This window comes from Halobaculum roseum, from assembly GCF_019880245.1.
Taxonomy (GTDB): Archaea; Halobacteriota; Halobacteria; order Halobacteriales; family Haloferacaceae; genus Halobaculum; species Halobaculum roseum.
In genome coordinates this window covers 123482-143272 of the sequence record NZ_CP082286.1, presented here as the reverse complement: position 1 = coordinate 143272, position 19791 = coordinate 123482, and the positions used below count along the sequence as shown (strand labels likewise).

Genomic DNA, 19791 nt, shown 5'->3' with positions numbered 1-19791 from the left:
ATTCGGGTCGCGAGCGACCGGCGGTCGATCGGACCGGATTCCTTTTCTACGGTCCACGAGTATCCGCGACCGTGCTATCGGTCGAGCTGCACAGTCACTCCGCGCTCTCACACGACGGCCGCGACCCGGTCGACATGCTCCTCGAACAGGCGGCCGCCGTCGGGCTCGACGCGCTGGCGGTCACCGACCACGACGAACTCGACGCGAGCCTGGAGGCCGCCGACATGGCGGACGACTACGGGCTCGTCGGCATCCCGGGCATGGAGATCACCTCCGCCGCGGGCCACGTGCTCGCGTTCGGCATCGAGGAGTTGATCCCCGCCGGCCTCGACTACGACGAGACGCTCGACCGGATCCACGACCAGGGCGGCCTGGCGGTCGTCCCGCATCCGTTTCAGAAGTCGCGCCACGGCGTCGCGCCGCACATCACCGACGACCAGTTGGCGAGCGCCGACGCGATCGAGGTGTACAACTCCCGGCTCCTCACGGGTCGTTCGAACCGACAGGCGGAGACGTTCGCGGTGAACCGGGGGCTCCCGATGACCGCCGGAAGCGACGCGCACATCGCCGAGATGGTGGGGCAGGCCGTCACCGAGGTAGGCGCAGACGAGCGCTCGGTCGACGCGATCCTCGAGGCGATCCGCGACGGCCGTACGAGCGTGGTCGGCAAGCGGACGCCGTGGTACATCTCCTTCCGGCAGGCCGCCGGCGGCGCCAAGCGCCGGATCGGCCGCCGAGTCGCCGACTTCCTGTGACTCGCGAGCGTCGGTCCCCGGCGACGGATCTCGACGGCGACGAAGACGCCACGGACCCAGCCCTTGTCCGCACCGCGCTCGCGGACGGCGACCCGCTGCCCGGGACCGACGGGTTCGCGGGCGTCGTCGACGGGACGCTCGTTCGCGACGTCCTCGGTCGTCGACCGCTGTTCGTCGACGCGGACGACCCGGACCGCTGGAGTCGCAGCCCCGGCGGTCTCGAACGCCCGCGGTCGCTTCCGGCGGGACACGCGCTCGACGGCGACGGCGAGCGACGCGTCTGGGCGCTTCCCGACCCCGATCCGCCGGGCGACGAAGCCGCGCTCGGCGCGGTCGCCGACGCAGTCGACACGAGCGTTCACGCGGTCGACCCCGACGGCCTCGCGGTGGCGTTCTCCGGCGGCGTCGACTCGGCGGTCGTCGCCGCCGGCGTCCCCGGGGCACCGCTGTACGTCGCCGGCTTCGAGGGCGCACACGACGTGGCGGCCGCTCGCGACGCCGCCGAGGCGATGGACCGCGACCTGCGGGAGGTCACCCTCTCGCACGCGGATCTCGAACGCGCCGTCCCCGAGATCGTTGACGCGACGGGACGGCGCAACCCGATGGACGTGGCTATCGCGCTCCCGCTGTATCTCGTCGGGGAACGTGCGGCCGCCGACGGCTACGACCGCCTCGCGGTCGGTCAGGGCGCCGACGAGCTGTTCGGCGGCTACGCGAAGCTGGTCGACCCGGCTGACGACCCCCGCGTCGACGCCGACACCGTCCGGGGTGCCCGCCGCGAAACGGTCGCGACGCTCCCCGACCAACTGGAGCGCGACGTGCTGGCGCTGCGGGCCGCCGGCGTCGAGCCCGTCGCGCCGCTGCTGCACGACCGCGTCGTCGCCGCGGCGCTGGCGCTGCCCGGACACCTGCTCGTGGCCGACGGCGAGCGGAAGGTGGCGCTGCGCGCCGCCGCCGAGGGACTCGTCCCCGAGCGCGTCCGCTCGGCGGAGAAGAAGGCCGTCCAGTACGGCACCTACGTCTCGCGGGAACTCGACCGCCTCGCCCGACAGGCGGGGTTCAAACGGCGGATGGACGACCACGTCGGACGCTACGTCGCCGACTTGTGCGGCGAGGAGTACCCGACGGATGGCGACGCCTAGGCGCCGCTCGCCGTCGATCGATGGCTGACAGTCGACACGGCCTCGCGGGCCACCGCCGGGCGACGCGGTGTCGCGCACCCGCTGTGCGCCGCCCGTCTTGGGTCACTCGATGGCGGCCGTGGTCCCGGCTTCCCCGAAGAAGGTTCGCGGCGACACCGGTACGGTCGCGCCGCGGACCGACGGCGGCGATCGCCCACACCGACTTCCGTTCGCTACTCCTCGCTCGCGGCGGCGACGGTCTCGATGGCCTCGATTCCGATCCGGGTGGTGTCGCTGTCGATGTCGCTCTCGCGGAGGTCCTGGGGGGTGTACCACGCCCAGGCGTCGGCGCAGACCTCGTCGTCGCCGTTCGGATCGATCCGGCGGCCGTCGACGGCGGCGAAGTAGATCGAGTCGATGTGCTGGTGGCCGACGGTTCCGTCGTCGTGGACGTTGATGTCGTACAGCATCGTGTGCCGGGGCGCCGGGAGCGTCTCGCCGGCGGGAGCCCCGATATCGGGGGTGTCGTCCACGAGCGTCGGATCGAGGCCGGTCTCCTCGCGCGCCTCGCGCAGCCCCGCCTCGTGTGGGAGTTCGTCGCGGTCGACGTGGCCGCCCGGCGGGATGCGGATCCCGAGCTTCGGGTGTACGTGCAGCGCGGTCGCGCCGTCGTGGACGAGATAGACCGTCGCGGTGAAGTGGCGCGTCGTCTCCATACCCGTGGCTGGCGGGTGGGTGGCTTCGGCGTTACGAAAGCGCGAGCGCGTTCGGGGGCGACGAGAGATCCGTCAGAATCAGCCGAGCTGGACCTGTTCCTCGGCTTCCAGCAGCTCGTGGTACCGGTTCCGGATGGTGACCTCCGAGATGTTCGCCACCTCGCTCACCTCGCTTTGGGTCACCTTCTCGTTGGTGAGCAGCGAGGCGGCGTAGACGGCCGCGGCGGCGAGTCCCACCGGCGACTTGCCCGAGTGGACGCCCTCCTGTTTGGCCGTCTGGAGGAGCTGGCGGGCGCGACGTTCGGACTCGTCGGACAGGTCCAGGTCGGATGCGAACCGCGGGACGTAGCTCTCGGGGTCGGCCGGCTGGATCTCCAGCTTCAGTTCGCGGACGACGTAGCGATACGTCCGGGCGATCTCGTCCTTCTCGACCCGCGAGACGTTCGTGATCTCGTCGAGGCTGCGGGGCGTCCCGGCCTGTCGAGCAGCCGCATAGAGGCTCGCGGTGGCGACGCCCTCGATGGAACGGCCAGGGAGGAGATCCTCGTCGAGCGCGCGGCGGTAGATGACCGAGGCGGTCTCGCGGACGTTGTCCGGGAGGCCGAGCGCGCTCGCCATACGGTCGATCTCCCCGAGCGCCTGCTTGAGGTTCCGTTCCTTGGAGTCGCGCGTGCGGAAGCGCTCGTTCCAGGTGCGCAGGCGCTGCATCTTCTCGCGCTGGCGGCCCGACAGCTGGTTGCCGTAGGCGTCCTTGTCCTGCCAGCCGATGTTGGTCGACAGCCCCTTGTCGTGCATCATGTTCGTCGTCGGGGCGCCGACGCGGGACTTCTCGTCCTTCTCCTTGGAGTCGAACGCGCGCCACTCCGGCCCGTGGTCGATCTCGTCCTCCTCGACGACGAGACCGCAGTCGCGACACACCGTCTCGCCGCGCTCGGTGTCGTTCACGAGGTCGCCGCCGCATTCGGGACACTCGAGCTGTTCTCCCTCCGACTCGGACGCCGACTCGTCCTCGTCGACGGTGGCCGTACTCGATCGGTCGTCCGTGTAACTTCGGACGTTCTCACTCATTGTAGGGTTGGGGAACGAAAGCCAGAGAGGCGTCTCTCTGCCTGATTCGCTGTATCCAGTACAGGTCCGCAAGTCACTTATACCTGCTGGCTGACTGCGCCGGGTCATCGACAAAATCTACCCGACCGCGACGGGGCGGTTCGACGCGGTCCGGTCGCGACGAACGGCGCGCTAAGCCTCCTAAGCGTTATGATATTGACGGGGTTGAGTAGTCCCCGAGCAGGACGTTCGCCCCCGAGAAGCCGCGGGGTGTCGGGACCGCCCGAGGCGAGCCGGATCACGTGAAGTAACCGCGCCGCCGTCGAGGTCCCCGCCGCCGTGAGGGACCCGCGTTGCCGCGAGCGAACCGCCCCCGCGAGGGCCGTGGGTCGGGGGTATCGAAACCCTTACTCGCGGTCCGCGGCACCCATCGCACATGACAGCGACGGACGAGGGCGACGCGTCGGCCGCCGACGCGGACGCCGTCGACCCAGACGAGGTCCGCCACGTCGCCGACCTCGCCCGGGTCGACCTCGACGACGAGGAGGCAGCGGCGTTCGCCGAGCAGTTCGCGGACGTGCTCGACTACTTCGCGGCGCTCGACGAGGTGCCCGAGGTCGAGGACGAGCCCGACCTGGTGAACGTGATGCGCGCCGACGAGGTGCGCGACGGCCTCACCCAAGAGGAGGCGCTGGCGAACGCGCCCGACTCGGAGGCGGGCTTCTTCAAGGGCCCGAAGGTCTCATGAGCGCCGACGACGCCCCCGACGGCGAGGCGGCCGACGGGCTGAACGCGTTCGTCACCCGCGTGACCGTCGATGGCGACGCCGACGGGCCGCTCGCGGGCAGGACGGTCGCGGTGAAGGACAACATCTCCACCGAGGGGATCCGCACGACCTGCGGCTCGGCGATGCTCGATGAGTACGTGCCGCCGTACGACGCGACGGTCGTCGAACGCCTCCGGGAGGCCGGCGCGACGATCGTCGGCAAGACGAACATGGACGAGTTCGGCATGGGTGGCACCACCGAGACCTCGGCGTTCGGACCGACGAAGAACCCCGTCGACCCCGAGCACGTCCCGGGCGGCTCCTCGGGCGGCTCGGCGGCCGCCGTCGCCGCCGGCGAGGCGGATCTGGCGCTCGGCTCCGACACGGGCGGCTCCGTTCGCAACCCCGCCGCGTTCTGCGGCGTGGTCGGGATCAAGCCGACGTACGGGCTCGTCTCGCGGTACGGACTCGTCGCGTACGCCAACTCGCTGGAGCAGATCGGCCCCTTCGCCCGCACCGTCGAGGACGCGGCCGCGCTGCTGGACGCGATCGCCGGCCCCGACGAACGCGACGCGACGACGCGCTACGACGCCGCCGAGGGCGGCGCGGCCGACGCGCCCGGCGTTCCGGACGACACCCACCCCGCCGACGCGACCGAGTACGCCGCCGCGGCCGACGGCGACGTCGACGGCATGACCGTCGGCGTCCCGACCGAGCTGGTCGAGGGTGCCGACGACGAGGTCGTCGCGGTGTTCGAGGACGCGCTCGCGGACTTGGAGGCGAAGGGCGTCGAGACCGTCGAGGTGTCGCTCCCCTCCGTCGAGCACGCGGTGCAGGCGTACTACGTCATCGCGATGTCGGAGGCGTCCTCGAACCTCGCGCGCTTCGACGGCGTCCGCTACGGCGTCGACGGCGGCGAGGGCAACTGGAACGAGTCGTTCGCCAGCTCCCGCGAGGAGGGCTTCGGCGACGAGGTGAAACGGCGGATCCTGCTCGGGACGTACGCCCTCTCGGCGGGCTATCACGACAAGTACTACAAGAAGGCGCAGGACGCCCGAGCGTGGGTGAAGCGCGACTTCGACGAGGCGCTCTCGGAGGCGGACGTGCTGGCGACGCCGACGATGCCCGTGCTCCCCCCGAAGCGCGGCGAGAGCCTCGACGACCCGCTCTCGCTGTACCTCATGGACGCCAACACCGTGCCGGTGAACCTCGCGAACCTCCCGGCCATCTCGGTGCCGGCGGGCGAGGCCGACGGCCTCCCCGTCGGGATGCAGTTCGTCGGCCCCGCCTTCGGCGAGGAGGCGGTCATCCGCGCCGGCAGCGCCGTCGAGAAGTAGACGGCGCGACCCCCTGCCCCTTCCTCCCGACTCACCGCCGCCAGTATTCGGGCGTGAGACACACGAGGACCGGGATGATCTCCAGCCGGCCGATCCACATCAGAAACACCATGTAGAGTCTGCTCGCGTCCGTGAACCCGAGGTAGCTCCCCATCGGCCCGACGACCCCGAACCCGGGGCCGACGTTCCCGAGGGTGGCCGCGACCGCGCTCATCGTTTCGAGGACCGAGACGGTCTCCGGGAGGCGAGTGCCGTCGAGGAACAACACCAGCGTCGAGACCAGGAACAACACGAGATACAGCAGGGTGAACGCGAAGATGCCGCGGACACCACGCTCGTCGAGCGCGCGGCCGTTGAGCCTGACCGGCCGGACTGCGTCGGGGTGGGCCGTCGTGAACAGCTCCCGCCGGAGCGACTTCAGGATGACCACCCACCGGATCACCTTGATCCCCCCGCCGGTCGAGCCGGCGGAGCCGCCGATGAACATAGCGAAAAGCAGCGTGTACTGCGCCGGCGCGGACCAGGTGTTGAAGTCCATGCTCGCGTACCCGGTCGTCGTGACGATCGAGACCGTCTGGAACGCCGCGTGCCGAAGCGAGGGCTCGATGCTCCCGGAGATGGCGCCCGTAACCGCGGAAAGGTAGGCGGCGTCGTACGTCTCGCCGGCCGGGGCGGCGGCGACGAACGCCCCGGCGAACAGCAACCCCGTCACCAGTGCGGCGATCACGCCCATCGCCCCGATGAACGTCCGGAACTCCACGTCCCGGAGCATCCGTCTCGGGTCGCCCGTGACGACGCCCCAGAACAGCGCGAAGTTGATCCCGGCGGCGACCATGAACGGAATGATGACCCACTGCACGGCCGCGGAGAACGCCTCGATCGAGCGCGCCTCCGGCGAGAACCCGCCGGTCGGCATCGTCGTCAGGCCGTGAGCGACGGCGTTGTACAGCGTCATGTTCGGGGCGAGCCCCGGCATCCCGAGCGCCGGCCCGGCGAGGTGCATCCCGTACAGGAGGACGATCTCGAGGGCCGTGATGCCTGCGTAGACGCCCCACAGCACGCGGGCGGTCTCGGCGATCCGCGGCGTGAGCTTCTCGATGCCCGGGCCGGGCGCCTCGGCGTCCATGAGCTGGGCGCCGCCGACGGAGAGCTCGGGGAGGATCGCGACCGCGAGGACGACGATCCCCATCCCGCCGAGCCACTGGGTGAGCTGGCGCCACAGCATGATCCCGCGGCCGTGGGTGTCGAAGGAGATGTCGCCGAGGACGGTCGCGCCCGTCGTCGTGAAGCCGGACATCGACTCGAACAGGGCGTTCACGGGGTTCGCGAGTGTCGATGCCGGCGCGAGCGGGGCAACGATCCCGGGGATCCCGTGGGCCTCGATCAGATACGGGACGGCTCCGACGAGCCCGACCGCCAGCCACGTGGTCGCGACCATCAGGAACCCCTCGCGGGCGCCCAGATCGGGCTCGGGATCGAGGCGTTCGAGTCCGGTGCCGACCGCCAGCGCGAGCGCGATGGTGACGAGGAAGGGAGCGACCGACTCGCCGTAGTACACCGAGACGAGAAGCGGCGCCACAAGCGGCACCGAGAGGTAGCGCACGACGGTGCCGACGAGGCTCAGGCTCGCCCGGTACTCGACGCGGAGGTTCACTCTCGAATCGCGCGGTCGCGTCAGTGTTCAACGTATCGTTCTCTCGTCGCCGGCCGCCAGCCGTCGCTCTCCGGTCGTCTTCCGCCCGTCGTCCGCCCGTCGCCGTTCTCCCGTCTCCGTTGTCCCGTTACGGTTCCCCGTTCAGCGGCTAGCCGGTCGGGGGGCGACCGACCGCGCAACGGTCAAGTCGCTCGGCGAGCGAACCCGTGTATGGACACGGTACTTCACCTCGCGCCCGCCGCCCACGGCGTCGTCTACGCGCTCGTCGTCGCCCTCGGCGGGCTCGCCGGCGCCGGGCTGCTCGGGCTCGGCCTCGCGGCGTTCCTCAGGCGTCGGTCGCGGTCGTACCTCCTCGTGGCGCTCGCGCTCGGCACCCTCGCGCTCCGGGCGGGGCTCGGGGGCGCGACGGCCTTCGGCCTCGTCGGCGCGGAGGCGCACCACTTCGGCGAACACGTCCTCGACGTGGTCATGGCCGGCCTCGTCGTCGCGGCGGTGTACTACGCACGGACGATCCGGACGGAGGCGGCCTCGTGAGCGACCGCGCGACGCCGGCGGGCGGGCGCCCCACCCGCGAGCGCGTCGCCGATTACGTGGTCGCCAACCCCGGGCTCCACTTCAACGAGCTGGTTCGCCGACTCGATCTCGCGCCGGGGCAGGCGCAGTACCACCTCCGGCGGCTCGCCCGCGCCGACCGCGTCGTCGGCGAGGAGGTCTCCGGGCGCACGCACTACTTCGACCCCGCGCTCGACCCGCTGGAACGCCGGCGGATCGCGCTGTTCAGACGCGAGACCGCCCGCGACGCCGTCGTCGAACTCCTCGACGGGCCGGCCCCTCCCGACGCGGTCGCCGAAGCGGTCGGCGTCGCCCGCAGCACGCTCGAACACCACCTCGACGGCCTCGTCGACGCCGGCGTCGTCGAGAAGCGCCGCGACAACAGGGGCCGGGTGACGCTCGCGCTGACCGACCCCGAGGCCACCGCCCGATCGCTGCGCCGCATCGAGCCGTCGCTCCCCGACCGGCTGCTCGACCGGTTCACGCGGCTCGTCGACGCCCTCCTGGAGTAGCGCCGAACCGGACTGCGGCCGCCCCGTTTTTCAGTCCGGATGGTACACCCTTCCCGTGTGCCCTCCGTCGACTCGCTCCGACCGCAGACTCCGTCGTCAGCACTGTTCGCGACCGTGTTCGTCGCCGCCGGCGTCGCCGGCGGCGCGACCGAACTGCTCGAACTCGCCGTCGTGAGGTCCCCGGTCAGGGGGATCGCGCTCACCGTCCTCGTGGGGGGACTCGGGGAGTATCTCCACGCGCTGCTGCCGTTTGCGTTCGTCGCGGCCGCGGTCGGGCGGGGCGACCTTTCGCCTCCCGCGTCGGTCCGGGCCGTCGCAGCCGTGTCGCTGGCTGCCGGAGTGATCGGCCGGTACGTCGGGACGGTGCTGGGCGCGCTCGTCCAGGGACGCGCAATTCCGTCGCCGATCGTACTCGTGGGCTCGGCGGACTTCGCGGTCGACAGCTTCGGCCCAGACATGTGGGCCGTGACTGTCCTCGGGATCGTCGCTTCCGGACTCTGGGCGCTCGTCGGCGCGTTCGCCGGGGTCGGGGTCTCGACGGTCTCCGGAGGACGGGAGTGAATGTCGGCAGGCAGAGGTCGGCGGGCGAACGTCGTGCGGTGGGGGTCGCTGCGCGTTACCATGCCGCCACGGCCGCGTTCGACGCCCACACCACAATCCCCTTCTCCGGGAGCGCGCTAGGACGCGTATGACCGACGCGGACGCCGACGCATCCGATGCACCGTCGCTCGACGGGCTCTCCCGCCGAGAGGCGCTGAAGGCGGCCGTCGCCGTCGGCGGCGCCGCCGGGCTGGCAGCTTGCGTCGACCGACTCGACGGCGCCGAGCCGATCCCCGCCGGCGACGGCGCCGACGCCCACCCGGAGCGGCAGTACGCCTGGAACGATTACGTGCGAACCGACGACGCCGGCAACTGGCAGCTCCCCCGTCACCAAACGCTGTTGTACCTCTCGCTGCCGGATGAGGGTACCCCCGGAGCGGAGGAGCGGGAGGCCGTCCGCGGCGCGCTCGACGCGCTCGACGAGGCGTACGCCTGGAGCCACGAGGGGCTGCTCCACTCGGCGGCGTACTCGCCGTCGTACCTCGACCGCTTCGAGGCGGAGCTGGCGGTGCCCGACGACGTGTCGCTCCCGGAGCCGACGCCGCTGGCGGACTTCGAGACCCCGGAGTTCGACACCCAGGACGTGCTCGTCCACCTCGCGTCGGACCGCCCGGACGGGTTGTTGGCCGCCGAGGAGGCGCTCCTCGGCGAGCGCGAGGAGGCGAACGGCGTGACGTTCCCGTCGGCGCTGACGGACGCGCTCGACCTGGACGACCGCCGGACCGGCTTCTTCGACCCGGGGATGCCCCACGAGAAGGCCGACGAACTCTCCGGCGTTCCCGACCCGAACCCCGTCCCGGAGGACGCACCGCTGTTCATGGGGTTCGCCGCGGGGTTCCGGGGCAACCAGGCGACGGAGGACTCCGTCGCGATCGGCGAGGGGCCGTTCGCCGAGGGGACGACCAAGTCGGTCGGCAACTGGCGCCAGCGGCTCGACGACTGGTACGGCGAGCAGGACTTCGAGCAACAGGTGATGGAGATGTTCTCGCCGGGCCACGCCGCCGAGAACCTCGTCGAGGGCGTCGGAACGAACCTCGGCGACGACTCGGGGATCGATCGCTTCCTCGACTCGGTGGTCGAGGACGCCAAGGAGTACGGCCGCGTCGGCCATGCGCAGAAGGCCGCCCGCGACAACCGCGACGACGACGGGAACCCGATCCTGCTTCGCCGGCACTTCGAGTCGGCCGACGACGACATCGCGAGCCTGCATTTCCCGTCGCTCCAGCGTTCCATCGACCAGTTCGAGACCGTCAGGCGGTCGATGAACGGCGTCGACGCGACGGAGGCGACCCCGGCGGTCCGCCAGCGCGTCAACAACGGCATCCTCGAGTACATCTTCCTGCGCCACCGCGGCTACTTCCTCGTCCCGCCGCGGTCGCTGCGCGCGCTGCCGACCCCCGCCGGCGACGAGGGATGACCCGCTCCGGTCCGATCTGATCCGATTCGGATCCCGGACCGGGTCCGGTTAGAAGTGAACGAACGCGACGAACGCCCCGAGAACCGTCAGGACGGCACCGACGCCGACGCCGGCGCTTCGTGTACGCTCGGTGAGGACGCCCTCGTGAGCGAGCAGTAACACCCCCGAGGCCAACAGCACCCCCGCGAGTCCGATCCCGAGTCCGGTGGGGGATGCCCCGGCGAGCGGTCCGCTCGGGGTCGCCGCCGGGTGGCCCGGATGGGCGAGCACGCTCCGGGGAAGCGACGCGAACGCGAGCGCCGCCGCGAGCGCGGCGACGGCGGATCTCCGTCTCATCGGTCGAGGTGACGGTCGGCGCGCATAACACGGTTTCGACCACGGCTCCCGGTCGCCGTAGCGACACTGTCGGTTGCCGGTTCGATGGGGGGTACCCGTCGTCGGGGTGGCGGTTCGACGGGGCAGCCGTCGGACGGAGCGGCCGTTCGACGGGCGTACCAGAATCCCCTTTCGTAGGCGTCACCGAGTGTCCGTATGGACAGACGTACGTTCCTCAGGAGCGCGGCAGCGGGCGGCGCGGCCGCCGGTATCGGCGGCGTCTCGGGGTGTCTCGGCTTCGAACTCGCCACCGGGAGCGCCTCGCGGGCGCCGCCGATCGTCGAGGACCGTCCGGACGGCGTGTACCTGCCCAGCCACGTCGAGGGGATGGAGATGGGCGGAATGGGGAAGGACGGGGACTACCAGGTCGGCGTGTTCTACTCGTACGCCCACCGGTTCTGGAACGTCAACGGCACGGAGGTCGAGCGCACCGACATCGAGTCCGACGACGACGTGCACCTGATGGCGAGCGTCTGGGACCCCGAGACCGGGCAGGTGCTCCCCGAGACTGGGCTCTCGATCGAGGTGACGAAGGACGGCTCGCTCGTCACGCAGGAGGTCATCTACCCGATGCTCTCCCAGCCGATGGGCTTTCACTACGGCGGCAACTTCCCGCTCGACGGCGACGGCACCTACACCGTGAACGTCTCCGTCGGCGCCGTTCGCACCCGCCGGACGGGGGCGTACGCCGGCCGCTTCGAGTCGCCGGCGGACATCCCCGTCGAGGTGGAGTACAGCCAGGAAGCGCGCGACGAGATCATGTTCCGGACGCTCGAGAACGCGGGCGAGCGCGACGCCGTCGACCCGATGCGGATGGAGATGGTGCCCGACGCGACCGCGCCGGCGACCGACGACCTCCCCGGGGAGGTCGTCGGCGAGGCGAACAGCAACGACGCGGTCCTCGTCGCCACGGTGCTGGAGGAGCCGCCCGAGGGGATCGACGCGGAAGGCCCGTACCTCGCGGTGTCGGCGCGGACCCCGTACAACCGGATGCTGATCCCCGCGATGGGGCTGGAGGCGACTCACGCGCGGGGCGGCGAGACGGTGTTCTCCGGAGAGCTCACCCGCACGCTCGATCCGGACCTCTCCTACCACTACGGCGCCGCCCTCGACGGCGCGAGCGTCGAGTCCGGCGACGAACTGACCCTGACGCCGACGGTCTGGCCGCAGGTCGCCCGCCACGAGGGGTACGAGACGGCCTTCGGCGCCCTCCAGGACGGAATGCCCGAGCGGACGATCACCGTCGAGTAGTCGCCGCGACGCGTCAGATCTTGCTCGAGACCTCGTCGACGACGCTCTCCTCGAAGAAGACGACGACGTGGTCGCCGGGCTCGATCACGGTGTCGCCCCGCGGGGTGACAAGCTCCCCGGCGCGGGTGATCGCGCCGATCACCAGACAGTCGGGGAAGTCGTGGATCGACTCGCTGATCGGCCGGTTCGCGAGCAGCGACTCCTCGGTCACCTCGACCTCCAGCACCTCCGCGCGGTCGTCCTCGATGAGCGCGACGTTCTCGGCGCTCCCCTCACGGGTGAACCGGGAGATCTCCTCGGCGACGACCGCACGCGGGCTGACGCCCACGTCGATGCCGACCGTCTCGAACAGATCGACGTAGACGGTTCGGTCGACGACCGCGACCGTCCGCTCGACGCCGAGCCGGCTCGCCAACAGACACGACAGGAGGTTCTTCTCGTCGGAGTCCAGCGCCGCCACGAGCACGTCGGCGTCGCCGACGCGCTCGCGCTCGAGGAAGCCAACGTCGGTCGCGTCCGACTGCATGACGACCGTCTCCGGGAGCTCCTCCGCCAGCTTCCGGGCGCGGTCCTCGTTCTGCTCGATCAGCCGCGGGGAGAACCCGCGCTCGCCGAGCAGCCGGGCGGTGTGGTAGCCGATCTCCGACCCGCCGAGGATGACCACCTCCTCGCCGGTCCCGACGTGCTCCTCGGGCGCCACGTCGGCGGCGAACCCGCGGACGCTGTCGGGCGAGCCGATGACGACGGCGCGGTCGCCCGCCTCGATCAGCGTCTCGCCGCGCGGGATCACGACCTCGTCCTCGCGCATGATCGACGCGAACGTCAGCGAGTCGAACCGGTCGGCCTCGCTGACGGTCTGGCCGACGAGCGGGCTCCCCTCGCTCACCACGAACTCCGCCATCTGCACCTTGCCGTCGGCGAAGGGATCCACGTCCCGGGCGGCCGGCAGGCCGATGACGCGGACGATGGACTCGGCGGTGAGGAGGTTCGTACACACCATGAAGTCGATACCGAACGCCTGCCGGGAGCGTTCCCACGTCCGGAGGTACTCCGTGTGTTTGATCCGGGCGATCGTGAACGCGTCGCTGACCGCCTTCGCCGTGGAACAGGCGACGATGTTCGTCTCGTCGTCGTCGGTCGAGGCGACCACCATGTCGGCGTCCGCGATCCCCGCCTCCTCCAGCGTCGAGACGGCCGTGCCGTCGCCGTTGACCGTCAGCACGTCCAGCGAGTACGTCAGTTCGTCGCAGCGCTCGGCGTCCCGTTCGACGACCACCACGTCGTGGCCGTCCGCGAGGTCCGCCGCGATGCTCTCGCCGACCTGCCCCGCGCCGATGATCAGCACCCGCACGCCGGAGCCACCCCAGTCATGTCCCCACCTGTTCGACCGAGGGGAATGAGCGTTCCGGACTCGTGTCGACCGCCTATCCCTCCGCTATCGGCGGATCACAGCGCCTCGGAGTCAGTCCGAACCGTGAGGCTGACCTCCCGCTCGCGTCCCTCCAGGTCCGCGACGGCCCGACGGACGACGCGTTCGGCCTCCTCGGCGACGAGCCCTTTCACCTTGTCGAGCACCCACCCGAAGGAGACCAGCGGCGGGAGCGACACCGACGAGGAGTCGGCGCTGTCGGCGTCGAACCGGATCGAGAGCGTCACCCGACAGCCCTCGGTCGCGTCGGCGGGTGCGTCCGCCGGCAGCTCGTCGAACGGCTCGATCAGCCACGCGCCCCGGGCGTCGATGTCCTTGAGGACGCGCCAGTCGATCCGCGTCGGCGGCGTCACCTCCGTCACCTCCGAGCGCGCGGTGTAGGTGAGCTTCCACCAGGAGAACCGCATCGCGTAGCGCGACCCCGGACCGCCGTCGCCGTGGGTTCGCGAGACGCGGTCGAGGTACTCCGTGTAGCGCTCGTAGCGCGGGAACTCGAGGAGGAACTCGTACGCCTCCTCGGGGGCGACGTACACGTCCGTCGAGACGACGAGCTCGTCCATGTCATCGGATCCGCCGGACCGGAGGTAAGGGTTCGGGCTCTGCCACGGACCGGGGGTCGGTCACCCGCCTGCGGTGCGGTTTTGTACCGCCGGGCGAAACCCGCGGTCGACCCGGCGGACGCCCGGCCGGACCGACCGACGATGACGGATATCACGACGCTGCTCGACCGAGACGACACGGACGCCGTACGCGCCCGCCTCGCCGACCGACGCGAGGGCGACGCCCGCGAGCGCAAGGACCTCCTCCGGGCGCTCCGTTCGGCCGCCGAGGACGACGCCGCGGCGGTCGGCCGCGTCGCCGACGCGGTCGTCCCGTACCTGACCGACCCCGACCGCGCTGTCCGGCTCTCGACGGCGAAGGTGTTCGTCGCCGTCGCCGAGCGTTCCCCCGAGCGCGTGGTCCGGGTCCGCGACGCGTTGGCCGAGCGACTGGCCGACGAGGACGAGTTCTACTACGTTCGGGCCCGCGCGGCGGAGGCGCTCGGCTACGCCGCCGTCGCCGACCCGGCGGCGGTCGCGTCGCCGGAGCTGCTCGCCGACCTCCGGATCGGGCTCGCGTTCGACGAGCGGGAGGTGCGCGAGAAGCTGGCGAAGGCGCTGGAGCACGTCGCGCTCGCGGACCCCGACCGGCTCCGCCACCGCGTCGCCGACCTCGCAGAGCACCTCGACGACGACGCGGAAACGGTCCGCTATCACCTGCTCGCCGCGCTCGTCGTCGTCGGCTGCGTCGATCCCGGGCGGCTGACGGACGCGCGTGGAGCGCTGGTCGCGCGGCTTGACGACGAGAGCCCGTACGTCCGTGGACGCGCCGCCGGGGCGCTCGGGCTCCTCGCCCGCGCGGACGACGCCGAGGAAACCGAGGACGGCGCGCAGGGTATCGAGGACGACGCCGGGGGTGGCGCCGATGCCGTCGCCGGCGTCGCCGACGACCTCCGGGCGGCCGCTCGCGTCGAGGAAGCCGACGGCGACGCCACGAGGTTCGTGGCCGACCGCGTACGGTTCGCGCTGGCGTCGGCCGCCGGCGTGGACGCGGGACTCGTCCCGGAGTCCGACGCCGACCCCGGTCAGGAACCGGAAGGCGTGTTCGGGGACGACGCCCCCGAGGACGACACGTGCGGGGACGACGCGGCCGTCGGGACGGTCGAGGGCGTCCGCGCGACGAGCGAGGCCGCCGTGACGGCGATCCGACGGCCGAACGAGACCCGTTGTCCCCACTGCGGAACCGACGTTCCCGACACCGCCCCGATCTGCCCGGTGTGCGGATCCCCTCGCTGATCCCCGTTCGGGCGGACCGGTTTCTTTAGGCGAACCGAAACCGATTTACTCAGTTAGGCGAGCCTAAATCACATGACGAACGACGAGCGACGCGGGGACCGACCCATGCGCAGGGAGCACGCGAGATCCGGCGGCGCCGTCGTCGCCGGGGCGGAGTAACGATGACTGACCACGACGTGGCCGTCGTCGGCGGCGGTCCCGCCGGCGCCTCGACCGCCGTCTTCCTCGCCCGAAGCGGACTTGATACGGTCGTGTACGACCGTGGCCGCTCATCGATCGGCCGGTGTGCGCACCTCGAGAACTACCTCGGCTTCCCCGCCGGCATCGACGTGGAGACGTTCTACGCGCTGGCACACGACCACATCGAGACCGCCGGCGGAACGCTCGTCGACGACATGGTCGAATCGGTCGAGCGCATCGACGGCGACGGCGACGGCGGCGACGACGACAACGACGGCGACCGCGACGACAGCAACTGCGACCGCGCCGGCGACGAGGCAAATGGCTTCCGCGTGACGCCGCAGGAGGGCGACCCGATCACGGCGACCCGCGTCGTCGCGGCCGCCCGCTACGACGGCGAGTTCCTCCGCGGCCTCGACGACGAGGACGCGATGTTCGAGACCCACGACCACGACGGCGAGACGCACCGACACTTCGCTCGCGACTACGCCGACGACGAGGGCGCGACGCCCGTCGAGGGGCTGTACGTCGCGTCGCCGTCGCCGGAGACGGACGCCCAGGCGATCGCCGCGGCGGGCCGGGGCGCGATGGTCGCGCGGCGCGTGCTCGCCGACGTGCGGATCGCCGACGGCTGGTGGCCGGAGGCCGCCGAGGGCGTCGACTGGGTCCGACGTGAGGCGGAGTTGACGAGCGAGTGGGCCGAGCGCGAGCGCTGGGTCGAGTGGTTCGATGAACACCACGCCGAGCACGCGCCCGTCGATGTGGACTCCGAGCGCTTCCGACGCGTCCGCGAGGCGTACCTCGACGAGGGGCGTTCGCCGTATCTGCCCGACGACGAGATCGAAGCCCGGGCCGCGAGCGGCCACCGCACGCTTGCGGGCCATCTCGACCCCGAAGCCGTCGTCGACGCGCACGACGCCGCGGACCTGCTTGACGCGATCGACGACGGGACGATCCGTGCGTACCTCGACGGACGTGACCACGACGGGGCGGCGATCGCCACTTCGACCGACGCTTCCGCCGAGACCGGCGAGTAGGGGCTCGTAGCGAGCGAATCAGCCTCCGAACGCCGACGCCCGGCTGTCGCCCCCGCGAACCGATACCGTTTTCAACTTTTAGGCTGGCCTAAATCACATGCCGAGAGAGACCGCAGACCGAGACGGCGACGGACCGACCCGGCGGGAGTACGTGAAGTACGGCGGCGCGGTCGCCGCGGGCGGCCTGTTCGCCGGCTGTACCGGCGGGACCGGCGGCGATTCGACCGAGACGGGACCCGCCGGCGACCCGACGGAAACGGGAACCGCCGGCGACGACGGCGAGACACCGACGGCCACCGGCAAGGACGCTCCCTACACTGTGACGATGGAGCCGATGGGCGAGGTCACATTCGACTCGACGCCCGAGCGCTGGATGTCGTACTTCAGCACCTACGGCGACATGGCGATCGCTCTCGGCCAGCTCGACGGCCTCCGCGGCCTGGTCTTCACCGAGAACTGGCCGATGAGGTTCTTCGACGCGCTCCCGGGCGTCGATGTCGACTTCTCCGACGTTCCGCAGCTCATGGGCGAGGGAACCATCGACAAGGAGGCGTTCTACGAGCTGGACTGCGACGTCCACCTGTTCGACCCGAACTTCCTGCAGTTGCTGGACGACAACTGGACCGACGATGACTTCGCGGAGGTCGTGGACAACGTCGGCCCCATCGTCGGCAACTCCATCCGACGCCGCGGCGACGACTGGCACGACTACCCGTACTACTCGCTGTACGAGGCGTTCGAGAAGATCGCGGACGTGTTCGACGAACGCGAACGCTACGAGGCCGTGCGGGCTGTCCACGACGAGACGCTCGCGACGATCCGGGCGGACCTCCCGCCGGAGGACGACCGCCCGAGCGTCGGCCTGCTGTCGGTGAACTCCGACTTCGAGGGCGGGTCCTTCTACGCGTACCCGGTCCACGACGGCAACGGGCACAAGCAGTACCGTGACCTCGGGATGCGCGGCGCGTTCGACGACGAGATCGACGGGAGCTACGCCGAGTGGGACTACGAACAACTGTTGGAGGTCGACCCCGACGTGCTGGTGTTCCAGTACGGCTTCTCGCACGTCTCCGACGAGGAGTTCGAGGCGCGGATGGACCGGATGCGCGAGGACCCGGTCGGGGAGCAGCTCTCCGCGGTCCGAAACGACCGGATCTACCGCGGCGGCACCTCCTACCAGGGGCCGATCATCAACCTCTTCCAGACGGAGGTGGCCGCGAAGCAGTTCTACCCCGAGCAGTTCGGCGAGTGGCGCGGCGTCGGGGAAACCCCCGAGGACGAGCACCTGTTCGACCGCGAGCGCGTCGCCGCGGCGATCCGCGGCGAGGTCGAGTAGTCGGGACCGCGAACGGGTCCCGCCACCGGCCCCTCCGTTCCAACCCCCACACCCCACCATGATCGGAACCACCCTCGGCGACCTCAGACGCCACATCGAATCGCTCGCGGACCCGACGGGCGCCTACCGCCTCCGCTGTGCCCGCACCGGCGAGCGCCCGGTCCCCGTGGCGGGGCTCGCGTTCGACACCCGCGCGACCGCACGGGCGGCGGCGCGCTGCGGCGAGCAGTACCGCGCCGCGTTGCGCCGGTACGACCCGCAGGTCCCGTTCTACGACCTCGTCGCCGTCGAGCGGGCCGACGCGCCGGCGGTCGAGCCGGACGGTTCCCCCCACGACGCGACCGACGAAGGCTTCGACAGCGGGGGAGCAACCGAGCGCCACGCGCTCGACGGATACGCGTCCGACTCGGCGATCGACCTGTGTCACGCCGTCGTCGGCGTCGTGTTCGAGGCCGTCGCCGACTCCCCGCACACGGCGGTTCAGGACGCCGTCATGGAGACGTACTTCGCGGCGGCGGAGTCGGTCGACGGCCCGGACGAGCTGTGTCTCCGCCTGCTGGCGAGCGTCGCCGACGGCCTCGCCGAGCACCTCGACGACGAGGAGACGCTCGCCGTGCTCCGCGAGGCCGGCACGCGACTATTGCCGGCGCCGCTCGACGGCGACCCCCTCGAGGCGGCCCTGTCGCGCCTGCGGACGGCGGGGATGCTCCGGTCGTACGCCGTTTCGCCCGCGACCGTGGACCTCGACGGGGAGACCCGTCGGTGGCGCGTCGAACTCGACGGCTACGCCCTCGTCGACGGCGGGGACCCTCTCGTAGCCGATTCTGGTTCTGACGACCACGGCGACCCCGACCGCATCGTCACCCTCCCGGTGGTGGTCACCCTGTTCGGACGCGCGTCGGTTTCGGCGGTGGCGGTCACCGACGCGACGCGGAAGCCCTCGGGCGCGTGGCGTCTCACGGTCACGACGAACCCGCCGGACGAGGCCACCGGGCTGACGACGGTCGAGGGGGAGCGATGACCGACGACGCCGCGGCCACGCTGTCGGCCGCCCGGGACCGGGTGGCCGACGAGCGTGACGCCGTCGCCGCCAAGCGCGAGGCGTACGAGGAGTTCCGCAGCGAGATCGCCCGGATCCCGGTCGAGGGTGTCGACGACGACGGTGCGGCGGGCGGCGTCACGGCCGGCGCTTCGAGCGCGTCGGGCTCCGTTGCGTGCCGGGCGCCCGCCGTCCGCGACGCCCGATCGCGCATCGGGACGGTTCGCGAGCGGTTCGCGACCCTGATCCGTCCCCACAGCCTCGTCGACGTGGAGACCTCGGGGACGACGGAGACGCTGGCGGAGACCATCGAGGCGGAGTTCGACGCGGGCGTCGCGCGACTCCTCACGGAGCCGGGGAGCCGGTTGACCCCGGAGACGAGCGCGCACCTCCGAACCCTGGCGGCGACGCGGCGGGACGAACTCGACTCGATGGAGTCCGTGTTGGCGAGGGAGGCGGAGAGCCTCGACGCCGCCGCGGACCTGTTCGCCGACGCAGAGCGAACGGTCGAGACCGCGTGCGACCGGGACCCGCTGAGGCTCGGCTTCGAGACGCTCCGCGGGCGCCACGAGGAGCTCGGCCGCGTCCGCGACCGATGCGGGGAGGCGCTCGACGCGCGCCAGGACCTGCTCCAGCAGCCCGCGGGCGGGACCGGCGCGTTCGACATCGACCACCGCGAGGTCGTCCGCTACCTCTACGAGTCGCTGGACGCGACGTACCCCGTCCTCGCCGCCGGGACCGACCTCCTGGAGCGGTGTGAGGACGTCCGGGAGACCCTCCGCGATCAGATCACGAGGCGCGTGTAATGTCGCCCAGACGTGTGTGATTCCGG

20 protein-coding genes are annotated in these 19791 nt (G+C 71.3%); 14 read left to right on the top strand and 6 right to left on the bottom strand.

Annotated elements, in window-relative coordinates; translation table 11 throughout:
* Nucleotides 1-71: 71 nt before the first annotated feature.
* Both K6T36_RS00705 and K6T36_RS00700 read left to right on the top strand, forming a co-directional pair.
* The gene (locus K6T36_RS00705) at nucleotides 72-755 is read left to right on the top strand and encodes a PHP domain-containing protein (RefSeq protein WP_222922159.1); all 684 of its coding nucleotides are present in this window, start codon (nucleotides 72-74) and stop codon (nucleotides 753-755) included.
* Nucleotides 752-1897 (top strand): asparagine synthase C-terminal domain-containing protein, encoded by a 1146-nt coding sequence (locus K6T36_RS00700; protein WP_222922158.1) that lies wholly within the window; start codon nucleotides 752-754, stop codon nucleotides 1895-1897. Before K6T36_RS00705 ends, K6T36_RS00700 begins: the two co-directional genes overlap by 4 nt.
* Nucleotides 1898-2109: 212 nt before the next feature.
* Here the strand turns inward: K6T36_RS00700 and K6T36_RS00695 are convergent, their stop codons facing one another.
* Nucleotides 2110-2592 carry an NUDIX hydrolase gene (locus K6T36_RS00695; protein ID WP_222922157.1) on the bottom strand — a complete coding sequence of 161 codons (483 nt, stop codon included), beginning with the start codon at nucleotides 2590-2592 and terminating at the stop codon, nucleotides 2110-2112.
* Nucleotides 2593-2670: 78 nt separating this feature from the next.
* Nucleotides 2671-3660: a transcription initiation factor IIB gene (locus K6T36_RS00690; protein WP_222922156.1), complete on the bottom strand. Its 990-nt coding sequence runs from the start codon at nucleotides 3658-3660 to the stop codon at nucleotides 2671-2673.
* Between the two features lie 415 nt (nucleotides 3661-4075).
* Between K6T36_RS00690 and gatC the strand changes: the two genes are divergently transcribed.
* Both gatC and gatA read left to right on the top strand, forming a co-directional pair.
* Nucleotides 4076-4387 (top strand): Asp-tRNA(Asn)/Glu-tRNA(Gln) amidotransferase subunit GatC, encoded by a 312-nt coding sequence (gene gatC, locus K6T36_RS00685; RefSeq protein ID WP_222922155.1) that lies wholly within the window; start codon nucleotides 4076-4078, stop codon nucleotides 4385-4387.
* Nucleotides 4384-5742, top strand: coding sequence for an Asp-tRNA(Asn)/Glu-tRNA(Gln) amidotransferase subunit GatA (gene gatA, locus K6T36_RS00680; RefSeq protein WP_222922154.1), 1359 nt, complete (start codon nucleotides 4384-4386; stop codon nucleotides 5740-5742). The genes gatC and gatA overlap by 4 nt, the downstream gene beginning before the upstream one ends.
* A gap of 31 nt (nucleotides 5743-5773) precedes the next feature.
* Here the strand turns inward: gatA and K6T36_RS00675 are convergent, their stop codons facing one another.
* Nucleotides 5774-7396: a TrkH family potassium uptake protein gene (locus K6T36_RS00675; protein ID WP_222922153.1), complete on the bottom strand. Its 1623-nt coding sequence runs from the start codon at nucleotides 7394-7396 to the stop codon at nucleotides 5774-5776.
* Nucleotides 7397-7606: 210 nt separating this feature from the next.
* Between K6T36_RS00675 and K6T36_RS00670 the strand changes: the two genes are divergently transcribed.
* From K6T36_RS00670 to K6T36_RS00655, 4 genes are all read left to right on the top strand, one after another.
* Complete coding sequence (locus K6T36_RS00670) at nucleotides 7607-7930, top strand: DUF7471 family protein (protein ID WP_222922152.1); 324 nt, start codon at nucleotides 7607-7609, stop codon at nucleotides 7928-7930.
* Nucleotides 7927-8460: a winged helix-turn-helix transcriptional regulator gene (locus K6T36_RS00665; RefSeq protein WP_222922151.1), complete on the top strand. Its 534-nt coding sequence runs from the start codon at nucleotides 7927-7929 to the stop codon at nucleotides 8458-8460. Before K6T36_RS00670 ends, K6T36_RS00665 begins: the two co-directional genes overlap by 4 nt.
* Before the next feature lie 57 nt (nucleotides 8461-8517).
* Nucleotides 8518-9021 (top strand): hypothetical protein, encoded by a 504-nt coding sequence (locus K6T36_RS00660; RefSeq protein ID WP_222922150.1) that lies wholly within the window; start codon nucleotides 8518-8520, stop codon nucleotides 9019-9021.
* A gap of 127 nt (nucleotides 9022-9148) precedes the next feature.
* Entirely contained in the window at nucleotides 9149-10477 is a 1329-nt protein-coding gene (locus K6T36_RS00655; RefSeq protein WP_222922149.1) for a DUF7405 family protein, read from the top strand.
* 48 nt (nucleotides 10478-10525) lie between these two features.
* Here the strand turns inward: K6T36_RS00655 and K6T36_RS00650 are convergent, their stop codons facing one another.
* Nucleotides 10526-10813, bottom strand: coding sequence for a hypothetical protein (locus K6T36_RS00650; RefSeq protein WP_222922148.1), 288 nt, complete (start codon nucleotides 10811-10813; stop codon nucleotides 10526-10528).
* A 195-nt stretch (nucleotides 10814-11008) separates the two neighbouring features.
* On the opposite strand from K6T36_RS00650, the gene K6T36_RS00645 reads away from it, so the two are divergent.
* On the top strand, nucleotides 11009-12103 hold the full coding sequence (locus tag K6T36_RS00645) for an iron transporter (protein WP_222922147.1): 1095 nt from the start codon (nucleotides 11009-11011) through the stop codon (nucleotides 12101-12103).
* Between the two features lie 13 nt (nucleotides 12104-12116).
* On the opposite strand, the gene trkA is transcribed toward K6T36_RS00645, so the two are convergent.
* Both trkA and K6T36_RS00635 read right to left on the bottom strand, forming a co-directional pair.
* Complete coding sequence (gene trkA, locus K6T36_RS00640; RefSeq protein WP_222922146.1) at nucleotides 12117-13454, bottom strand: Trk system potassium transporter TrkA; 1338 nt, start codon at nucleotides 13452-13454, stop codon at nucleotides 12117-12119.
* Between the two features lie 95 nt (nucleotides 13455-13549).
* The gene (locus K6T36_RS00635) at nucleotides 13550-14092 is read right to left on the bottom strand and encodes an SRPBCC family protein (RefSeq protein ID WP_222922145.1); all 543 of its coding nucleotides are present in this window, start codon (nucleotides 14090-14092) and stop codon (nucleotides 13550-13552) included.
* A gap of 141 nt (nucleotides 14093-14233) precedes the next feature.
* On the opposite strand from K6T36_RS00635, the gene K6T36_RS00630 reads away from it, so the two are divergent.
* From K6T36_RS00630 to K6T36_RS00610, 5 genes are all read left to right on the top strand, one after another.
* Nucleotides 14234-15367 (top strand): zinc-ribbon domain-containing protein, encoded by a 1134-nt coding sequence (locus K6T36_RS00630; RefSeq protein ID WP_222922144.1) that lies wholly within the window; start codon nucleotides 14234-14236, stop codon nucleotides 15365-15367.
* Nucleotides 15368-15528: 161 nt separating this feature from the next.
* Nucleotides 15529-16584 carry an FAD-dependent oxidoreductase gene (locus K6T36_RS00625; protein ID WP_222922143.1) on the top strand — a complete coding sequence of 352 codons (1056 nt, stop codon included), beginning with the start codon at nucleotides 15529-15531 and terminating at the stop codon, nucleotides 16582-16584.
* Between the two features lie 97 nt (nucleotides 16585-16681).
* Entirely contained in the window at nucleotides 16682-17920 is a 1239-nt protein-coding gene (locus K6T36_RS00620) for an ABC transporter substrate-binding protein (protein WP_222922142.1), read from the top strand.
* A 58-nt stretch (nucleotides 17921-17978) separates the two neighbouring features.
* Nucleotides 17979-18941: a DUF7551 domain-containing protein gene (locus K6T36_RS00615; protein ID WP_222922141.1), complete on the top strand. Its 963-nt coding sequence runs from the start codon at nucleotides 17979-17981 to the stop codon at nucleotides 18939-18941.
* Nucleotides 18938-19765 carry a DUF7260 family protein gene (locus K6T36_RS00610; RefSeq protein WP_222922140.1) on the top strand — a complete coding sequence of 276 codons (828 nt, stop codon included), beginning with the start codon at nucleotides 18938-18940 and terminating at the stop codon, nucleotides 19763-19765. The genes K6T36_RS00615 and K6T36_RS00610 overlap by 4 nt, the downstream gene beginning before the upstream one ends.
* Nucleotides 19766-19791: the final 26 nt, after the last annotated feature.

Coding starts and splice junctions, on each gene's coding strand:
- K6T36_RS00695 (WP_222922157.1), bottom strand. CDS start 2,592: ATGGAGACGACGCGCCACTTCACCGCGACGGTCTATCTCGTCCACGAC.
- K6T36_RS00620 (WP_222922142.1), top strand. CDS start 16,682: ATGCCGAGAGAGACCGCAGACCGAGACGGCGACGGACCGACCCGGCGG.
- K6T36_RS00670 (WP_222922152.1), top strand. CDS start 7,607: ATGGACACGGTACTTCACCTCGCGCCCGCCGCCCACGGCGTCGTCTAC.
- gatC (WP_222922155.1), top strand. CDS start 4,076: ATGACAGCGACGGACGAGGGCGACGCGTCGGCCGCCGACGCGGACGCC.
- K6T36_RS00615 (WP_222922141.1), top strand. CDS start 17,979: ATGATCGGAACCACCCTCGGCGACCTCAGACGCCACATCGAATCGCTC.
- gatA (WP_222922154.1), top strand. CDS start 4,384: ATGAGCGCCGACGACGCCCCCGACGGCGAGGCGGCCGACGGGCTGAAC.
- K6T36_RS00635 (WP_222922145.1), bottom strand. CDS start 14,092: ATGGACGAGCTCGTCGTCTCGACGGACGTGTACGTCGCCCCCGAGGAG.
- K6T36_RS00645 (WP_222922147.1), top strand. CDS start 11,009: ATGGACAGACGTACGTTCCTCAGGAGCGCGGCAGCGGGCGGCGCGGCC.
- K6T36_RS00690 (WP_222922156.1), bottom strand. CDS start 3,660: ATGAGTGAGAACGTCCGAAGTTACACGGACGACCGATCGAGTACGGCC.
- K6T36_RS00655 (WP_222922149.1), top strand. CDS start 9,149: ATGACCGACGCGGACGCCGACGCATCCGATGCACCGTCGCTCGACGGG.
- K6T36_RS00650 (WP_222922148.1), bottom strand. CDS start 10,813: ATGAGACGGAGATCCGCCGTCGCCGCGCTCGCGGCGGCGCTCGCGTTC.
- K6T36_RS00610 (WP_222922140.1), top strand. CDS start 18,938: ATGACCGACGACGCCGCGGCCACGCTGTCGGCCGCCCGGGACCGGGTG.
- K6T36_RS00630 (WP_222922144.1), top strand. CDS start 14,234: ATGACGGATATCACGACGCTGCTCGACCGAGACGACACGGACGCCGTA.
- K6T36_RS00625 (WP_222922143.1), top strand. CDS start 15,529: ATGACTGACCACGACGTGGCCGTCGTCGGCGGCGGTCCCGCCGGCGCC.